The sequence below is a fragment of the Microbacterium sp. Soil_C_42 genome (assembly GCF_057656735.1).
Genome location: NZ_JBDGJU010000058.1, coordinates 1 through 16,206, shown reverse-complemented (window position 1 = coordinate 16,206; position 16,206 = coordinate 1). Strand labels below are relative to the sequence as shown.

The 16,206-nt window shown below is 70.6% G+C and carries 17 protein-coding genes; 1 reads left to right on the top strand and 16 read right to left on the bottom strand.

Annotation, left to right across the window (positions count from 1 at the left end):
- Nucleotides 1–195: 195 nt before the first annotated feature.
- From AC3A46_RS18700 to AC3A46_RS18690, 3 genes are all read right to left on the bottom strand, one after another.
- On the bottom strand, nucleotides 196–933 hold the full coding sequence (locus tag AC3A46_RS18700) for a hypothetical protein (protein ID WP_487666572.1): 738 nt from the start codon (nucleotides 931–933) through the stop codon (nucleotides 196–198).
- Between the two features lie 126 nt (nucleotides 934–1,059).
- Nucleotides 1,060–2,526, bottom strand: coding sequence for a cardiolipin synthase (gene cls, locus AC3A46_RS18695; RefSeq protein WP_487666571.1), 1,467 nt, complete (start codon nucleotides 2,524–2,526; stop codon nucleotides 1,060–1,062).
- A 163-nt stretch (nucleotides 2,527–2,689) separates the two neighbouring features.
- Nucleotides 2,690–2,884, bottom strand: a complete 195-nt coding sequence (locus AC3A46_RS18690; RefSeq protein WP_056372494.1) for a hypothetical protein — start codon at nucleotides 2,882–2,884, stop codon at nucleotides 2,690–2,692.
- A 118-nt stretch (nucleotides 2,885–3,002) separates the two neighbouring features.
- Here AC3A46_RS18690 and AC3A46_RS18685 point away from each other — a divergent pair, with 118 nt between their 5' ends.
- Nucleotides 3,003–4,310 (top strand): DUF4192 family protein, encoded by a 1,308-nt coding sequence (locus AC3A46_RS18685; RefSeq protein WP_487666570.1) that lies wholly within the window; start codon nucleotides 3,003–3,005, stop codon nucleotides 4,308–4,310.
- A gap of 29 nt (nucleotides 4,311–4,339) precedes the next feature.
- Here the strand turns inward: AC3A46_RS18685 and lysS are convergent, their stop codons facing one another.
- The 13 genes from lysS to tilS form a co-directional block, all read right to left on the bottom strand.
- Nucleotides 4,340–5,854, bottom strand: a complete 1,515-nt coding sequence (gene lysS, locus AC3A46_RS18680; protein ID WP_487666569.1) for a lysine--tRNA ligase — start codon at nucleotides 5,852–5,854, stop codon at nucleotides 4,340–4,342.
- 142 nt (nucleotides 5,855–5,996) lie between these two features.
- Entirely contained in the window at nucleotides 5,997–6,842 is an 846-nt protein-coding gene (gene panC, locus AC3A46_RS18675) for a pantoate--beta-alanine ligase (protein ID WP_487666568.1), read from the bottom strand.
- Nucleotides 6,839–7,555 carry a DUF2520 domain-containing protein gene (locus tag AC3A46_RS18670; protein ID WP_487666567.1) on the bottom strand — a complete coding sequence of 239 codons (717 nt, stop codon included), beginning with the start codon at nucleotides 7,553–7,555 and terminating at the stop codon, nucleotides 6,839–6,841. Before AC3A46_RS18670 ends, panC begins: the two co-directional genes overlap by 4 nt.
- Entirely contained in the window at nucleotides 7,552–9,336 is a 1,785-nt protein-coding gene (locus AC3A46_RS18665; protein ID WP_487666566.1) for a PH domain-containing protein, read from the bottom strand. The genes AC3A46_RS18670 and AC3A46_RS18665 overlap by 4 nt, the downstream gene beginning before the upstream one ends.
- The gene (locus tag AC3A46_RS18660) at nucleotides 9,333–9,929 is read right to left on the bottom strand and encodes a PH domain-containing protein (RefSeq protein ID WP_487666565.1); all 597 of its coding nucleotides are present in this window, start codon (nucleotides 9,927–9,929) and stop codon (nucleotides 9,333–9,335) included. The genes AC3A46_RS18665 and AC3A46_RS18660 overlap by 4 nt, the downstream gene beginning before the upstream one ends.
- On the bottom strand, nucleotides 9,874–10,368 hold the full coding sequence (locus tag AC3A46_RS18655) for a DUF3180 domain-containing protein (protein ID WP_487666564.1): 495 nt from the start codon (nucleotides 10,366–10,368) through the stop codon (nucleotides 9,874–9,876). The genes AC3A46_RS18660 and AC3A46_RS18655 overlap by 56 nt, the downstream gene beginning before the upstream one ends.
- Nucleotides 10,365–10,922 carry a 2-amino-4-hydroxy-6-hydroxymethyldihydropteridine diphosphokinase gene (gene folK / locus AC3A46_RS18650; RefSeq protein ID WP_487666563.1) on the bottom strand — a complete coding sequence of 186 codons (558 nt, stop codon included), beginning with the start codon at nucleotides 10,920–10,922 and terminating at the stop codon, nucleotides 10,365–10,367. Before folK ends, AC3A46_RS18655 begins: the two co-directional genes overlap by 4 nt.
- A complete protein-coding gene (gene folB / locus AC3A46_RS18645) occupies nucleotides 10,919–11,314 on the bottom strand; it encodes a dihydroneopterin aldolase (RefSeq protein WP_487666562.1) in 396 nt (131 codons plus the stop codon). The genes folK and folB overlap by 4 nt, the downstream gene beginning before the upstream one ends.
- Nucleotides 11,314–12,141 carry a dihydropteroate synthase gene (gene folP / locus AC3A46_RS18640; protein WP_487666561.1) on the bottom strand — a complete coding sequence of 276 codons (828 nt, stop codon included), beginning with the start codon at nucleotides 12,139–12,141 and terminating at the stop codon, nucleotides 11,314–11,316. Before folP ends, folB begins: the two co-directional genes overlap by 1 nt.
- The gene (folE, locus tag AC3A46_RS18635) at nucleotides 12,138–12,728 is read right to left on the bottom strand and encodes a GTP cyclohydrolase I (protein WP_487666560.1); all 591 of its coding nucleotides are present in this window, start codon (nucleotides 12,726–12,728) and stop codon (nucleotides 12,138–12,140) included. The genes folP and folE overlap by 4 nt, the downstream gene beginning before the upstream one ends.
- Nucleotides 12,729–12,737: 9 nt before the next feature.
- On the bottom strand, nucleotides 12,738–14,747 hold the full coding sequence (ftsH, locus tag AC3A46_RS18630) for an ATP-dependent zinc metalloprotease FtsH (RefSeq protein WP_487666559.1): 2,010 nt from the start codon (nucleotides 14,745–14,747) through the stop codon (nucleotides 12,738–12,740).
- A 190-nt stretch (nucleotides 14,748–14,937) separates the two neighbouring features.
- Nucleotides 14,938–15,489: a hypoxanthine phosphoribosyltransferase gene (gene hpt / locus AC3A46_RS18625; RefSeq protein ID WP_487666558.1), complete on the bottom strand. Its 552-nt coding sequence runs from the start codon at nucleotides 15,487–15,489 to the stop codon at nucleotides 14,938–14,940.
- A 23-nt stretch (nucleotides 15,490–15,512) separates the two neighbouring features.
- Nucleotides 15,513–16,206 (bottom strand): tRNA lysidine(34) synthetase TilS (gene tilS / locus AC3A46_RS18620; protein WP_487666557.1); only part of this gene is annotated, 694 nt, incomplete at its 5' end.

Here is a 16,206-nt window from a genome sequence, read left to right as displayed (position 1 = left end):
CATCGCACGATGGCTCACCAACGTCTACGACACTGGCGACCCCGCCGGAAACCCCACCACCACAGGGGACGTCACCGGACTCGACGCCCGGAACGCGCCGAAAGTGACTGCGGAGCAATGTGCGGGCAGGCGGGGCGGGGGGCTGACTGAAGGGCGGACGGATGCTGCGGGGCGCGGCATCCGTCCATCCGCGGGTCAGTGGGGGTAGATCGGGATGCGGATGTTGTCGAATTCGCCGCCGGCGAGGATCGCGAAGGTCTCGGCGTCCTCGTCCTCGAAGCCGTCGACCGCCGCGACGACGCCGCGGGGGGCCATGTCCATGGTGCAGACCTGGTCGGCCGGCGGGGTCGCGAAGGTCACGGTGACCTCGGTCGCGCTGGTCGCCTCGGTGTCCTCGATCTGCGGGGCGCACGCGGAGGAGCCCCACGACAGGATCACGAACTGGCCGTCGTCGTCAGTCCAGCCGGCGCTCGGCAGGTAGTCCGTCTCACCGCCGGCCGTCAGGCCGGCGACGCCTTCGAGGTCGGTGTCGCCGTGCCAGCCCTCGCCGGTCACCTCGATCTCGACGCCCGTCGCCGGGTCGACGCCCTCGGGCACACCCACGAGGGAGACACGCGGAACCAGGTCCCGCGTGCAGGCGATGTCGCCCGCCGGATCGACCAGCGTGACCTTCATCACGCCGTCTTCGAAGGTCGCCTCCTCGGCGGTGGGGATGCACGTCGACGAACCCTGGGTGACGAGACCGACCATGCGGCCGCCGTCGAGCCAGGCCGCGCCGACCTCCTGCTCGTTGCTGTCGCCGGTCTTGCCGGTCGCGGCCGGCGACGGGGTGGTGCCGCCGCCACCGGCGGGCGTCGCGCAGGCGGTCAGAAGTCCTGCGGCGATCATCGCCAGGCCGAGCCCGGCGAGCAGTGAGCGGGAGCGAACGGGCATGCGAGGCCTCCTGGTGTTCTGCGGATGCCATCCCCCGCGGCATCCGTCACCCATATCGTGTCGCAAGACGCCCCGGAATCTCGGCACTCCGGTCACGTCGAGGTCACGATCCGCCGAGAGGACGCCCTACTGCAGGGCCGACGTCAGACGTGCGAGATTGTCGAGCACGGTCGAGCGCAGCGGCTGCTTCTCCCACTCCTCGAGCGTGAGCTCGCGCGACAGCGACCGGTACATGTCTTCCACCGTGCGCATCTGGCGGACGAACTCCTCACCGCGCACGAACAGCGAGATCTCCATGTTGAGACCGAACGAGCGCATGTCCATGTTGCTCGAGCCGACGATCGCGACCTCATCGTCGATGGTGAGGCTCTTCGTGTGGAGGATGAACGGCTTCTTGTACATCCAGATCTTCACGCCCGCCCGAAGCAACGCCTCGTAGTAGCTGCGCTGCGCGTGGTAGACGATCGCCTGGTCGCCTTCCTCCGACACGAACAGCTCGACATGGATGCCGCGCTGGCACGCCGTCGTGATCGCGAGCAGCATCGCCTCGTCGGGCACGAAATACGGGCTCACCACGATGATCTTGCGCTGCGCCGCGTAGAGCAGCCCGGCGAAGAGCTTGAGGTTGTTCTGGAACTCGAAACCCGGCCCGGACGGCACGATCTGGCAGTCGAGATCCCCCGGCCCGCTCGTCACATCGAACAGGTCGATCTGCTCCGTGAGCACCTCGTCGGTCTCGCTGTACCAGTCGCTCAGGAAGACCGCATTGACGGATGCCACGACCGGGCCTTCGATCCGCGCCATGAGGTCGACCCAGTTCAGACCGCGCTTGATGTTCTTGCGCAGGTTGTACGTCGAGGCGGTGACGTTCTGCGAGCCGGTGAACGCGACGCGTCCGTCGACGACCAGAAGCTTGCGGTGGTTGCGCAGGTCGGGCCGCTGGTACTTGCCGCGCAGCGGCTGCACCGGGAGCATGAGGTGCCACTGCGCGCCCATCTCGGTCAGGCGTTTGAGCGTGCGCTTGTAGAAGGGCTTACCCCTGTTCGCCCAGTGATCGAGCAGCACGCGCACGGTCACGCCGCGCGCCGACACCTCTTCGAGCGCGCGGAAGAAGTTGTCGGTCGCCGCATCCGCCTGCAGGATGTAGAACTCGACGTGCACGAACCGCTCGGCCTCGCGGATGGCGTCCGCCATCGCGTCGAGGCTCTCCTGGTAGTCGGGGATCAGGTGTGCGGCGTTGTCGCCCGCCAGGGGCATCGCACCGAGGTTGCGGTTGAGCGTCACGAGCGACGTGAACCAGCTCGGCGCGTGCGGGCGCAGCGTTCCGAAGTCCAGCGACGCACTGGTGTCGTGGATGTAGTCGTTGATGCGCTCCTGCTTGCGACGGCGTTTGCGCGGAAGCCGCGGGTTGCCGATCAGCAGGAACAGGAAGACGCCGATGATCGGTATGAAGTAGATCGCGAGCAGCCACGCCATCGCCGCGGTCGGCCGGCGGTTGCGCGGCACCACGATGATCGCCGTGACGCGGATGACGATGTCGACGATGAAGACGAGCACCACCCACCACGTCGCGTCGAACGTGATGGTGATCATCGAGCGGAGCCTCTCCCCGGCGTCGGGCGGACCGACCGGTTCGGACACGCCGATCGAGCGGTGTGCCCCACACTATCTGGGGCGGCGGACGCGGCCCGCATCCGGGCGAGGACGGCGCGTGCCGCGCGGGATCCGCGGGATCGACCGGCGGCGCCGGCGCCGATCAGGCGTCGGTGGAGGCGGTGCCGGGCGCCACCGGCGGCAGCCCGCGCTTGGCGCGCTCTTCGGCCTCGATCTTCGCGTAGACACGACGCTCGGTGCGGTCGGCGCGGACGATGCTGCGCAGCACGAAGAAGAAGATCAGCGACACGAGGACGGTCGGCAGGAGCGTCCAGAGCGCCGCGACCCAGTAATCCATGTCTTCAAGGATACGCCGTGCGGGTATCGCCTCCTCCCCAGTGCATCTTCTCCGGCCTTCCAGCGGCGACGCCTGTGGATACCGCGGTGAGGGCCTCGCGCGTCACGACACTCGTCCCATGACCCCCACCATCGTCAAAGCCGCGGACGCCGCGCAGTTCCTCTCGTTCGTCCCCCGCATGCTCGGCTACCACCCCACGCAGAGCCTCGTGGTGATCCCGTTCCATGGGGCCCGCAGCCTGGGCGCCATGCGATTCGATCTCCCCGGCGGCGACGAGGACGCCGTCGACCGGATCGCCGCGACGGTCACGGGCATGGTGTGCCGGCTCCCCGAGGCCGATGCCGTCGCCGCGATCACGTACACCGGAGCACGGTTCCAGGACGAGAGACGGATGCCGCATCGCGACCTCCTCGCCGCGCTCGAGCGCCGCGCGGATGCGTGCGGCCTGCGGGTCACCGATCTGCTGTGCGTCGCCGCCGACGGGTGGGGCTCGTTCCTCGACGCGGAGTGTCCCGCGAACGGGAGGCCGCTCGGCGACCTGGACTGGATCGGCTCCGGAGACATCCCGGAGCCGGACGGCGATCAGTCGACGGGCGCCGACCTGCCGGTGTGCTCGCCCGAGCAGCGCGAAGGGGTCGCGACGGCGATGGCGGCGCTCGACACGGCGGTGGCGGTGCTGTGCGGACCGCAGGCGGACGGCGGCACTGCGACGCGCACCGTGCGGTCTGCTCGCACCGCGTGCGACGACGCGGCGACAGGGTCCGCCCGCGGGACGGAGGTCGCGACGAGCGCAGCGCTGCCGAGCGCGCGCGTGAGCGACCTCGGCCCCGTTCCGGCCCCGGTGCCGGGCGCGGCGGAGGCTGCGGCATCCGTCGCCGACGAGGGGGCGCGCGTCGACCCGCAGGCACTCGCGGCAGTCTGCCGGTTCGACGATCTGCCCGGGTTCTTCGAGGACGCCCTCACCCGGCCGCTGGAGGCGACGGACGCGTACGACGTCGCCGCCCTCGTATGGTGCCTCGCGCGCCCGTCGCTGCGGGATGTCGCGCTCGTGCAGTGGAGCGGCAACCTGGCACAGGGGGACGAGGCGTTCGATGCGCAGCTGCGGTGGGAGTCGGGCGAGGAGTATCCGGCGCACCTCGCGATGCGCATGTGGGGAGAGGGCGACCGCCCGCACGTGTCGCGGCTCGAGACCGCTCTGCAGCTGTCGCGAGGAGCGGCCGCCGTCGCGCCGAGGGACGCACAGCCGGGTCCGCTCGCGATGTGCGCATGGCTGTCGTGGGCTCTCGGTCGCTCGACCCATGCGGCGGCCTACGCCGAGCGCGCATGCGAGATCGAGTCCGAGCACGGGCTGTCGCAGATCGTGCTGTCGTTCGTCAACGCCGGGCACCTGCCGGACTGGGCGTTCCAGCGCGCGAGCGCCCCGTGATCCGCGCGCGGGAGGATCCCGCCGGCGGGCTACTTGACGAGCGGGAAGAGGATCGTCTCGCGGATGCCGAGCCCGGTCACCGCCATCAGGAGCCGGTCGATGCCCATGCCCATGCCACCGGTCGGCGGCATGCCGTGCTCGAGCGCGCGCAGGAACTCCTCGTCGATTCGCATCGCCTCCAGGTCGCCCTTCGCGGCGAGCTTGGCCTGCTCGACGAAGCGCTCCCGCTGGATGACCGGGTCGATGAGCTCGGAGTAGCCGGTTGCGAGCTCGAAGCCGCGCACGTACAGGTCCCACTTCTCCACGACGCCGGCGATCGAGCGGTGCTCGCGCACGAGCGGGCTCGTGTCGACCGGGAAGTCCATGACGAAGGTGGGGCGCACGAGGCCCGGCTTCACGAAGTGCTCCCACAGCTCCTCGACGAGCTTGCCGTGGATCGCGTGCGGCGGCAGGTCGACGCCCTCGGCCTCGGCGAGCGACACGAGGTCCTCGAACGGCGTCTCAGGCGTGATCGAGCGGCCCGCCGCCTCCGACAGCGACTCGTACATCGACAGGCGGTCCCACTGCCCGCCCAGGTCGTACTCGGTGCCGTCGGCCCAGATCACCGTGGTCGAGCCCGAGATCGCCACGGCCGCGTTCTGGATCAGCTCCTGCGTGAGGTCGGCGATGCCGTTGTAGTCGCTGTACGCCTGGTACGCCTCGAGCATCGCGAACTCGGGGCTGTGGGTCGAGTCGGCGCCCTCGTTGCGGAAGTTGCGGTTGATCTCGAAGACGCGGTCGATGCCGCCGACCACGGCGCGCTTGAGGAAGAGCTCGGGCGCGATGCGGAGGTAAAGGTCGGTGTCGAACGCGTTGGAGTGCGTGATGAACGGGCGTGCCGACGCACCACCGTGCTGCACCTGCAGCATCGGGGTCTCGACCTCGATGAAGTCGTGCGACGCGAACGTCTGCCGCAGGCTCGCGTTGACCTTCGCACGTGCGAGGACCGTGTCGCGCGCGCGGTCGCGCACGATGAGGTCGAGGAAGCGGCTGCGGACGCGACTCTCTTCGCTGAGCTCGGAGTGCAGGTTCGGCAGCGGGAGCACGGCCTTCGACGCGATGCGCCACTGCGACACCATGATCGACAGCTCGCCGCGGCGGCTCGAGATGACCTCGCCCGAGACGAAGACGTGATCTCCGAGGTCGACGAGCTCCTTCCAGGCCTGCAGCGACTCGTCACCGACGGCCGCGAGCGACACCATCGCCTGGATGCGGCTGCCGTCGCCCGCCTGGAGCGAGGCGAAGCAGAGCTTTCCGGTGTTGCGGCTGAAGACGATACGCCCGGCGACCGCGGCGGTGACACCGGTCTCGGCACCCGGGTCGAGATCGGCGAACCGATCGCGCAGCGCCGGAATGGTGTCGGTGATCGGCAGGCTGACGGGGTATGCCCCACCCGCGGCATCCGTACGCTCCGCGATCAGACGCTCGCGCTTGGCCAGCCGCACGGCCTTCTGCTCGAAGACTTCTTCTTCGGTCGGCTCGTCGGGCGCGGTCGCGTCGGTCACGGGGTGGGCTCCTCGGTGGGGGTGTTCTCCGCAGAACGCGGACCCCCAAGTCTACCGAGGTGCTCAAGGGCGCGAGTAAGGTCTGGGGCGACTGTCCGGGTCCGCGAGGATCCGCCACCCTTCCCAGCCCTCGTGCCCGGGGTCAGCCCAGGTAGATCTCGGCGTTGTCGATGAACCGATGCCCCGCCACCGAGGCGGCGATGAGGACGAGGGCGGGACCGCTGCTGCCCTCGTCGATGGGCAGGAACGTCGTCGGGTCGACGACGCTCAGATACTCCAGCCGGATGCGCGGCTCCCCCATGAGCGCAGACTGGGCGGCGGCGATGCACGCGTCCACGCCCCTGTCCGCGTTGGCAGCGGCCGCGTCGAGCGCGGCCGGCAGGAGCGCGGCGGCGGCGAGGTCGCGCTCCTCGAGCATGCCGACCCGCGTCGATACGGGCAGGCCGTCGTCCCCGCGCACGGTCTCGACCGTCGCGACCTCGACGTCGAAGAACAGATCGCGGATCATGCGGCGCACGAGGAAGACCCGCTGCCGGTCCCGGTCGCCGTAGACGGCGACGTCCGGGTCGATGAGGTGGAAGAGCTTCGCCTCCACCGTGAGGAGCCCGTCGAAGTAGAACGGGCGCGCGCGCCCTTCGTAGCGGAGACCGAGATCGCCCGCGGTGACCTTCGTCGTCGCGGAGCCGGTGGGGAGCAGCTCGTTCGCGTCCGGCGCGAACACGACCTCGACGCCGAGCGACTCGAGGAGGCGCGCGTCCTCGTCGGGCGTCCGGGGATACGCGGCGAACTCTGCCGGCGACGCGAAACGCAGCGGATTGACGAACACCGAGACGACCACGACGTCGGCGACTTCGCGCGCGCGATGGACGAGGTCGATGTGCCCGTCGTGGAGCGAGCCGATGGTGGAGATGAGGGCGATGCGCGCCCCCGGGGCGGCGGTGCGGACCTCGGCGAGCCGAGCGCGCAGCTCGTCGACGGTGCTGATCATCCTTGGATCGTAGCGGGGGGTTCGCCACGCGCCGGACCAGAGCCTGCTTCCGCCAGCGCCTGGTCGAGCGTGGTGTGCGCGAGAGCCGACAGGAACGACCCGGGATACGGCACCCCGGCCTCGGCCAGCAGCGCGGCCGCCTGGTGCACGATGGACCGTGAGAACACCCGCGCCGTCGCGATCGCCTCCCCGTATGCGGCACGCGCCGACTCTTCGACGACGACAGGCTCGCAGCCGAGTTCGACGGCGAGCGCCTGTGCGATCGGCAGCACGGGAGCGGGTGCGGTGACAGCCGCATACGCACTGGAGAGCGCCCGCAGATCCATCGAGGTCCCGGTGAACTCGATCGCGGGGTGTACGGCGAGCGGGATGACGCCCTTCGCCGCGGCGGCCGACAGGATGCCGGTGCCGAAGGCCGGATCCGTGTGCAGCACGAGCTGCCCCGGCTGCCACGCGCCGACCTCGGCCAGACCGCTGACGAGACCTTCGAGCTGGTCATGCGGCACCGCGACGAGCACGAGCTCGCTCCGGCGGGCGACCTCGGTCGCGTCAAGCACGGGAACTCCGGGCAGGATGGCTTCGACCCGCTCGGGATCGGAGCCCTTCGTGACGCCCACCAGCGCGTGCCCGGCACCGCCGAGCGCCGCACCGAGCACGGGCCCGACCCGGCCGGCGCCGATGATGCCGACCCCCAGACGGCCCTCGCGGCTCACCCTCGGTCCTCCCCCGGCTCCGGAACGACGATGTAGCCCGCCGGCGGCGGGGGCACGGATGCTGCGGCCTGAGCATCTGCGCCGGCCGCAGGTGGAGCGGGCACCGCAGCGGCCGGCGCGTACCCTTCGGGCGTCAGGGAGACGGAGGCGGCAGCATCCGGGTCGTCCTGCGCCCAGCGATGGGTGCGGTCGACCAGCGCGGCGCGCACCGACCCGTGGGCGACATCGTCGAACAGCGCCAGGGCGGCCTCGCGGTCGACGGCCGCGAGGAACGGCGACACCGGACCCGTGACGACGTGCGCGCGCACGTTGGTCACGCGCGACGCGCGATCGAGCGGCCCCTGGTAGAGCCCGAAGCTCTGCAGGCGCGCGAGCGGGAGGATGACGAGCTTGCGCCACACCACGCCGCGCCGCATCAGGAGCACGTCGTCGGTGAGGCGGAAGCCGTTGCGGCGGTACGAGAACGGCCGGATCCACCGCGCGCGCTTCGGCGTGTTCGTGAAGGTGTCATCGTCGGTCGGCCCGAACATGCCCTGCCGCACGATGAGCGCCCGCTCGTCGTCGGGCAGCGCGGGCTGGAGGAGGCGCAGCACGCGCTCGACGTCGGCCGCGGTGCCGACCGGCAGCACCGTCGTGAACTGATCGGTCGTGCTGTCGGCGGCGCTGCGGCCGGTGAGGCGGTTGATGCGGATCGTCCACCATCCGGCGGGGCGCCAGAAGACCCCCTGCGTCACTTCGACGGCATGCACCCGGCCGGGCGGGACGATCTCGGTGATCGTCGTGAAGAGTCCGAACGTGATGCGCACGCCGTCGGGCGTCGGCGCGATCGAGTAGCGCAGTGAGCGGACGATGGAGCGCACCCAGTACGCGCCGAAACCGATGATGGCCGGGACGAAGCCCAACAGCAGCCACGTCACGCCCTGGCTGACGCCGATCACGATCGCGACGACGGCGAACAGCAGTCCGAGCGTCGACGCGCTGAGGACATGGGATGCCACGAGCCGGCCGACCGGGATGTGCACGACCGATTCCCGTTCGGCGACGGGGGCCTCGGGTCCCTCGATGAGCCCCGTGATCTCGCGTCCGACGGTCTGGCTGAGGGACGCCACCCTGCCGGCCTGCCGCGGCGCGCCCCCGCTGCCGTGGCCGGCGGCCACCGCGAGGCGGCGACCCGACGCGAGGCGGAGGATGTCGGCACGGACCGCCTCGGCATTGGCGGTCGAGAGGTACTCGAGCTTGACGTTCGCGTCGGTGCCCGCGCCGACGACCTCGAGCTTGGCCATGCCCAGCAGCCGCGCGATCATCGGCCGCGTGAGGTTGACGCCCTGTACGCGATCGAGAGGCGCACGCCGCTGCGTGCGGAACAGGATGCCGCTGCGCACCTCGACATCGTCGTCGGTGATGCGGAAGGTGTGGAAGCGCCACGAGGTGTAGAACACCGCGACGAGCACGATGAGAACCGCGAGGACGGCGACACCCGCCAGCACGTAGAGGTTGTTCGCGACGATGAAGTCGATGGGGTCGCCGCCGACCTGCTCCCACTCGACGACGTCGTCCCCGACCCCGGGCGCGAGCCACGGCAGGAAGATGTACAGCAGGCGGTCGCGCAGGTTCGCGAGGACGATGCCGATGACGACGATGAGGAACAGACCGCCGCGCAGCAACGGGGTCAGCGGATGCAGGCGGTGCCACTCGCCGTCGCTCAGCGGCGATCGCACCAGCTGCGGCGGCGGAACGCCGGGGCCGGCAGGCGTCGCCTCAGGAGGGGGGAGCGTGCTCATAGCCCGGTGCGGCGGCTCTCGGCGACACCGACGAGGTGGTCGCGGAGCGTCTCGGCGGTGGACTGCGCCAGCCCCGGGATCACGACGCCGGTCGCGGCGGCGGCCGTCACGAACTTGAGCTGCGCGATGCCGAAGCCGCGGTCGAGCGGACCGTGCGTGATGTCGATGAGCTGCATGCGACCGTAGGGCACGGCGACGAAGCGCTGCCACAGGATGCCACGACGGAAGACGAGGTCGTCGTCGCGAAGCTGGTAGCCGATCGCCCGCGCCTGGCGCGGGAGGATGGCGAGGGTCCACGCGAGGATCACGGTCATGATGCCGCCGGGGATCCACGCCCACAGCTGGTGCATCAGCAGCGCGAGCACGAGCGTGGCGGCGATGACGATCAGCAGGAACGACCCCGTCGAGATCAGCTGCACCGTCACGTACTTCGGCGAGATCTGGTGCCACACCCCGCCCTCGAGCGCGAGACGGTTCTCGGACCGCGGCTCGACGAGCCGCTCGAACTCAGGGGCGGTGACGGGCGCCGCCGCCGACTCAGTGGTCGTGGATGCGCGGTTCGAGTCCGGAATCTTCTCCGGGCTGTTCGTCATCGTCGTCCTTCCGGATCGTGCACAGGTGCTCCGCGACCAGACCCGCGGCGACCAGCAGGGCGCCGCACACGGTCGTCGCGATGACCGTTCCCAACGAGCCTAGCGAGGGCGTGACCGGCCGGGTCGAAAGGAAGATCCACAGGCCTGCGCCCAGCCCGCCGATCGCGGCGCCGACGATGCTCGACGCCTTCGCGAGCATCGCGATGCGCACGGCGCGGAACGGGTCGACCTTCGTCTTGGCGGTGCCCTGGGTGGCCCGGCGGATCGGGATCGCGAGGGCGATCACGACCACGCCGAGCAGCAAGAGCAGGATGGGCAGGGTCACCGCTGGCGTGAACGTGGGGCTGCCCGCGGAGGTCAGCAGCTGGTCCACGAGGAAGCCCGCCGCGACCCCGAGGACCGCGGCGACGATCAGCACGCCCGCACTGGTGCGCTTCATCGGTCCTCCGTCCGCAGCCGGCGCAGCGCCTCGTCGACTCGGCCGACACCCGGGAGCACAGCGTCGGGGTCGACGGCCAGCCACGGCCCGAGCACGAAGTCGCGCTCGGCCGCGCGCGGATGCGGCAGCAGCAGGCGCGGATCGTCGCTGACGACGTCGCCGTAGACGATCAGGTCGAGGTCGAGGGTGCGGTCCTCCCACCCTCCCTCGCGCGCGGAACGCGCGGCCGACCGCATCCGGCCGTGCCGCTGCTCGATCGCATGGAGGTAGCCGAGCAGCACCGAGGGCGCCAGGCGTGTGGTGAGGATCGCGACGGCGTTCAGGTACGCCGGAGCGGAGGCATCCGGTCCTTCCGGCTTCAGCGCGACCGACTCGATCGGCTCCGACACGCGCACCGCGTCGACGAGCGGCACGCGGGCGAGGTCCCTGATGGCCGCGGTCATCGTCTCGGCGCGGTCGCCGAGGTTGGCGCCGAGCGCAACGACGGCTTCGACCGCCTCCCGCGGATGGCGTGCGGGGTCGCCGTCGAAGCCCTGTGCGAGCCGACGGTTCACGAGCCCACCGTCCACGCCGGCTCGACGGGACGGCCGCGGCGGATGGTGACCGCCACATCGGAGAACGGAACCGTGATCGGGGCCTCTGGCTTGTGCACCGTGACCGCGACCATCCGCACGGGGTCGTGCGTGAGGAGGTCGTCGGCGATCCGCGCCGCGACGCCCTCGATGAGGTTCAGCGGCTCGCCCCCGACCAGCTCGACGATGCGCTCGGCGACCTCGCCGTAGTGCACGGTGTCGGCGACGTCGTCGGTCTCGGCCGCCTCCGCGGTGCTGAGGTACAGGGTCACGTCGACGACGAACTCCTGGCCCTCGCGGCGCTCGTCCTCGAACACCCCGTGATACCCGTAGGCGCGCACACCGGTGAGCGTGATCTCGTCGATGAAGTCCATCAGCCCTCCCGGCTGCCTGTTCGATCCGCACCGGCCCAGCGCTCGGCGATCACCAGAGCATCACGTGTGGCGCCGACGTCGTGGACGCGCACCGCCCACACACCGGCCTGCGCCGCGAGGACGCTGGTCACTGCCGTCGCCAGGTCGCGCCGTGCCTCCGAGGCGTCGGCGGGATCTGCTGCGAGCGCGTCCGCCAGGAACCGCTTGCGGCTGGTGCCGATCAGCACCCGCTGTCCGATCCCGACGAAGCGGTCCAGGCCCCGCAGGGTCTGCCAGTTCTGTTCGCCGCGCTTGCCGAAGCCGATGCCGGGGTCGACGATGATCCGCGCGGGATCGATGCCGGCCTGCACGGCAGCCTCGATCCTGGCGGTGAGTTCGCGCGTCACCTCGGCCACGACGTCGTCGTAGACGGCACGCGCGTACATGTCGGCGGAATGGCCGCGCCAGTGCTGCAGCACCACGTCCGCATCGGTCGGGGCGACGGCAGCCAGCATCCCGGGGTCGGCCATGCCGCCCGAGACGTCGTTCACGATCCGCGCGCCCGCCTGGACGGCGAGGGCGGCGGTCGAGGCGTTCATCGTGTCGATGCTGACGACGACCCCCGCGTCCGAGAGGGCGCGCACGACGGGGATCACCCGCTCCTGCTCGACGTGCGCAGCCACGCGCTCAGCGCCCGGCCGGGTCGACTCACCGCCGATGTCGAGGATGTCGGCGCCCTGCGCCCGAAGCAGCAGGCCGTGGGCGACGGCGGCCTCGGCATCCACGTACCGCCCGCCGTCGCTGAAGGAGTCGGGCGTCACGTTGACGACGCCCATGATGAGAGTCATGAGCGGCCGGCCCCGATCAGCGCGATCAGCTCGGCGCGCGCGGCCGGTTCGGCGAGATCCCCGCGGGCGGCGATCGTCACCGTCGAGGCATCCGGCTGCCGTCCGCCACGCATCGTCACGCACTCGTGCGTGGCGTCGAGCACCACGAGCACACCGCGGGCGTCGAGGGAGCCGGCGATCACGTCGGCGATCTGCTCGCCCAGGCGCTCCTGCACCTGCGGCCGCGACGACAGGATGTCGACGACCTTGGGCAGCGCGCCGAGGCCGACGACCCGCTCGCCGGGGAGATAGGCGAGGTGCGCGTGCCCGCGGAAGGGCAGGAGGTGGTGCTCGCAGACCGAGCGGAAGATGATGTCGCGCAAGATCACCGCGCCCGACGGCAGGGTGTCGGGCGCGGGGCCGCGCGACACCGAGATCGTGTGCGCGAGCGGGGCGCCGGCATCCGTTCCCACTCCCGCGAAGAACTCGGCGTACGCGTCGGCGACCCGCTCGGGTGTCTGCTTCAGCCCGGGGCGCTCGGGGTCTTCGCCGATCGCCTCCAGCAGTTCGCGCACGAGCGCGGCGACGCGCTCACGATCGACGGCCATAGGCCGAGCCTACGCGGTCGCCGGGCGCGCCTGTCCGGTGGGGCGCCGCTTGGCCGCCTTCTCGGCAGCCGGCAGCTCGTCGGCCTCGACGCTCGCGGCGAGTCCTGCCTCGTCGCGACGCTGCGGGACCTCCACGGGCGGCAGCTCCGAGACGGGGCGCTGCTCGCTCGACAGCCACTGCGGGCGCGGCGGGAGACGCTTGACGTCCTTGAAGATCTCGGCGAGCTCGAGGTGGTCGAGCGTCTCCTTCTCGAGAAGCTCCAGGGCGAGCTTGTCCAGCACCGCGCGGTTCGCGTTGATGACCTCGTACGCCTCGTTGTGCGCCTGCTCGATGAGGCCGCGCACCTGGACGTCGACCCGCTCGGCGACGCGCTCCGAGAACTCCCGGCCGTGGCCCATGTCGCGGCCCATGAAGACCTCGCCCGACGACTGGCCGAGCTTGACCGGGCCGATGTCGCCGGTCATGCCGTACTCGGTGACCATCTTGCGGGCGATGTTCGTCGCCTTCTCGATGTCGTTGGAGGCGCCGGTGGTCGGGTCGTGGAAGACGATCTCCTCCGCGACGCGACCGCCCATCGCATACGTGAGCTGGTCCTGCAGCTCGTTGCGGGTGACGGAGTACTTGTCGTCGAGCGGCAGCACCATCGTGTAGCCGAGGGCCTTGCCGCGCGGAAGGATCGTGACCTTCGTGACGGGGTCGGTGTGGTTCATCGCCGCCGCCGCAAGCGCGTGACCGCCCTCGTGGTACGCCGTGATGAGCTTCTCCTTGTCTTTCATCACGCGCGTGCGCCGCTGCGGGCCGGCGATCACGCGGTCGATGGCCTCGTCGAGGGCGCGGTTGTCGATCAGCTGCGCGTTCGAGCGGGCCGTCAGCAGCGCGGCCTCGTTCAGCACGTTCGCGAGGTCGGCACCGGTGAAGCCGGGCGTCTTGCGGGCGACGACCTCGAGGTCGACGCCGTCGGCGAGCGGCTTGCCGCGGCCGTGCACCTCGAGGATCTTCGTGCGGCCCTTGAGGTCGGGGGCGTCGACGCCGATCTGACGGTCGAAGCGGCCCGGGCGAAGCAGCGCCGGGTCGAGGATGTCGGGGCGGTTCGTCGCCGCGATCACGATGACGTTCGCCTTCGGGTCGAAGCCGTCCATCTCGACGAGCATCTGGTTGAGCGTCTGCTCGCGCTCGTCGTGACCGCCGCCCATGCCGGCGCCGCGGTGGCGGCCGACGGCGTCGATCTCGTCGATGAAGATGATGGCCGGAGCGTTCTCCTTGGCGTTGTTGAAGAGGTCGCGCACGCGGCTCGCGCCGACGCCGACGAACATCTCCACGAAGTCCGAGCCCGAGATCGAGTAGAACGGCACACCGGCCTCGCCGGCGACTGCGCGGGCGAGCAGCGTCTTGCCGGTTCCGGGAGGGCCGTACAGCAGCACGCCCTTCGGGATGCGGGCGCCGACCGCCTGGAACTTCGACGGGTCCTTCAGGAAGTCCTTGATCTCCTCGAGCTCTTCGATCGCCTCGTCGGAGCCCGCGACGTCTTGGAAGGTGACCTGCGGCATCTCCTTCGTCACGAGCTTCGCGCGCGACTTGCCGAACTGCATGACCTTGCTGCCGCCGCCCTGGGCGCTGGACAGCAGGAACCAGAAGAGGAGGCCGAGCAGCAGGATCGGCAGGAGGAGCGAGATGAAGCCGTCGAACCACGTGGCACGCGGGACGGCGTCGTTGAAGCCGTCCTCGGGGTTCGCGTCGTTGATCGCGGTGACGACCTCGTCAGCGCGCGCCGAGACGTAGTAGAACTGCACGTCGGAGGCGCCGTCGTACTCCTTGGAGAGCTTCATGTCGACCCGCTGGTCGCCGTCGGTGTTGACGACCTCGGTGACCGTGTCGCCCGAGAGCAGCTCGAGACCCTCCTGCGTCGAGATCTGCTTCGCGCCGCCCAAGCTCGAGATGAGCGAGAAACCCACGATGAGGAAGACCCCGATCAGCAGGACGTAGAAGAGCGGATTGCGGGTGATCTTCTTGAAGTCCATGGCGCGGGCGCGAGCCCGACCCCTTTCGTCGACGTGCCGCCGCGGACGGGAAAACCCCCGTCGACGGTTGAATCAGGGTATCGCGCGATTCCTAGGCGCCGTCTGTGCATTCGCCCGGGGCGTAATCACAGCCCGCCCGATGGCGCGACGGCGAAGCGCCGCACAGCCCAGACGAGCCGGCTGACCGGGATCAGCTGTAGACGTGCGGCGCGAGCACGGCCACGTCGCGCAGGTTGCGGTACTTCTCGGCGTAGTCGAGGCCGTAGCCGACGACGAACTCCGTCGGGATGTCGAAGCCGACGTACCGGCAGGGCACCTCGACCTTGGCGGCCTCGGGCTTGCGCAGCAGCGCGAAGACCTCGACGGATGCCGCGCCACGGGCCGCGAAGTTCTCCAGCAGCCAGCTGAGGGTCAGACCCGAGTCGATGATGTCCTCGACGATGAGCACGTGCTTGCCGAGGATGTCGGTGTCGAGGTCTTTGCGGATCTGCACGACACCGCTGGACTTCGTGCCGGCACCGTAGGACGAGACCGCCATCCAGTCCATCGTCACGTGCTTCTTGAGCGCGCGCGAGAAATCGGCCATGACCATGATCGCGCCCTTGAGGACTCCGACCAGCAGAAGGTCTTCCTCGGCGTAATCCTCGGCGACCTGCGCCGCGATCTCGTCGAGCTTGGCTCGGATCTCCTCCTCGGTGACGAGGACTTCGGTGATGTCGCTGGAAACGTCGGCCGCGCGCATGCGACGAGTCTAGAGGGGCACGCTCACAGGGCGGTGAACTCGACGCGCCCTCCGACGCGACGGGCGCGGCATCCGGGAAGGTCGATCGGGCCCTGACCCGACCAGTCTGTGACCAGGCGCGCCACCTCGAGCGTCTGCGTCCGCGTGAGGCTCTCGTGGAACTCGCTGGCCACGACGTGCCGGATGATGCGGTTGCGCAGCGCCGCCGGGTTGGCGGCAAGCGCCGCCGCCGACACCGAGATGCCGGCCTCGGCGTGCTCGACGATGTCCTCGATCGTCTCGTCGATCATCTCGTCGAACGCCTCGGCGTCTTCGCGCAGCTGCGCTGCCGTCCGTGCGAGCGCCTCGGCGATGCCCGGGCCGAGTTCGGATTCGAGCACCGGCAGCACCGTCTCGCGCACGCGCACGCGCGCGAACCGCGGGTCGGCGTTGTGGGGATCGTCCCAGGGCTCGAGCCCTTCGGCGGCGCACGCGCCGCGGGTCGTGACACGACGCACGCCCAGCAGCGGACGCAGCAGTGGGATGCCCTCGAGAACGGATGCCTCGGCCATGCCCTGCAGGCTGGTGGCGCCCGCGCCGCGGGCGAGGCCGAGCAGGACCGTCTCGGCCTGGTCGTCGAGCGTGTGGCCGGTGAGGATCGCGGCCGCACCGATCGCCCGGGCCCCGTCGGCCAGGGCGCGGTAGCGCGCCTCGCGCGCCGCCGCCTCCGGACCGCCT

What these genes read in the sequence shown, in the direction of transcription:
- AC3A46_RS18655 (WP_487666564.1), bottom strand. Translation starts at nt 10,368, where the DNA reads ATGAAGCGCACCAGTGCGGGCGTGCTGATCGTCGCCGCGGTCCTCGGG.
- folP (WP_487666561.1), bottom strand. Translation starts at nt 12,141, where the DNA reads ATGACTCTCATCATGGGCGTCGTCAACGTGACGCCCGACTCCTTCAGC.
- folE (WP_487666560.1), bottom strand. Translation starts at nt 12,728, where the DNA reads ATGGCCGTCGATCGTGAGCGCGTCGCCGCGCTCGTGCGCGAACTGCTG.
- AC3A46_RS18665 (WP_487666566.1), bottom strand. Translation starts at nt 9,336, where the DNA reads ATGAGCACGCTCCCCCCTCCTGAGGCGACGCCTGCCGGCCCCGGCGTT.
- hpt (WP_487666558.1), bottom strand. Translation starts at nt 15,489, where the DNA reads ATGCGCGCGGCCGACGTTTCCAGCGACATCACCGAAGTCCTCGTCACC.
- AC3A46_RS18690 (WP_056372494.1), bottom strand. Translation starts at nt 2,884, where the DNA reads ATGGATTACTGGGTCGCGGCGCTCTGGACGCTCCTGCCGACCGTCCTC.
- AC3A46_RS18685 (WP_487666570.1), top strand. Translation starts at nt 3,003, where the DNA reads ATGACCCCCACCATCGTCAAAGCCGCGGACGCCGCGCAGTTCCTCTCG.
- folB (WP_487666562.1), bottom strand. Translation starts at nt 11,314, where the DNA reads ATGGACTTCATCGACGAGATCACGCTCACCGGTGTGCGCGCCTACGGG.
- panC (WP_487666568.1), bottom strand. Translation starts at nt 6,842, where the DNA reads ATGATCAGCACCGTCGACGAGCTGCGCGCTCGGCTCGCCGAGGTCCGC.
- AC3A46_RS18700 (WP_487666572.1), bottom strand. Translation starts at nt 933, where the DNA reads ATGCCCGTTCGCTCCCGCTCACTGCTCGCCGGGCTCGGCCTGGCGATG.
- cls (WP_487666571.1), bottom strand. Translation starts at nt 2,526, where the DNA reads ATGATCACCATCACGTTCGACGCGACGTGGTGGGTGGTGCTCGTCTTC.
- AC3A46_RS18660 (WP_487666565.1), bottom strand. Translation starts at nt 9,929, where the DNA reads ATGACGAACAGCCCGGAGAAGATTCCGGACTCGAACCGCGCATCCACG.
- ftsH (WP_487666559.1), bottom strand. Translation starts at nt 14,747, where the DNA reads ATGGACTTCAAGAAGATCACCCGCAATCCGCTCTTCTACGTCCTGCTG.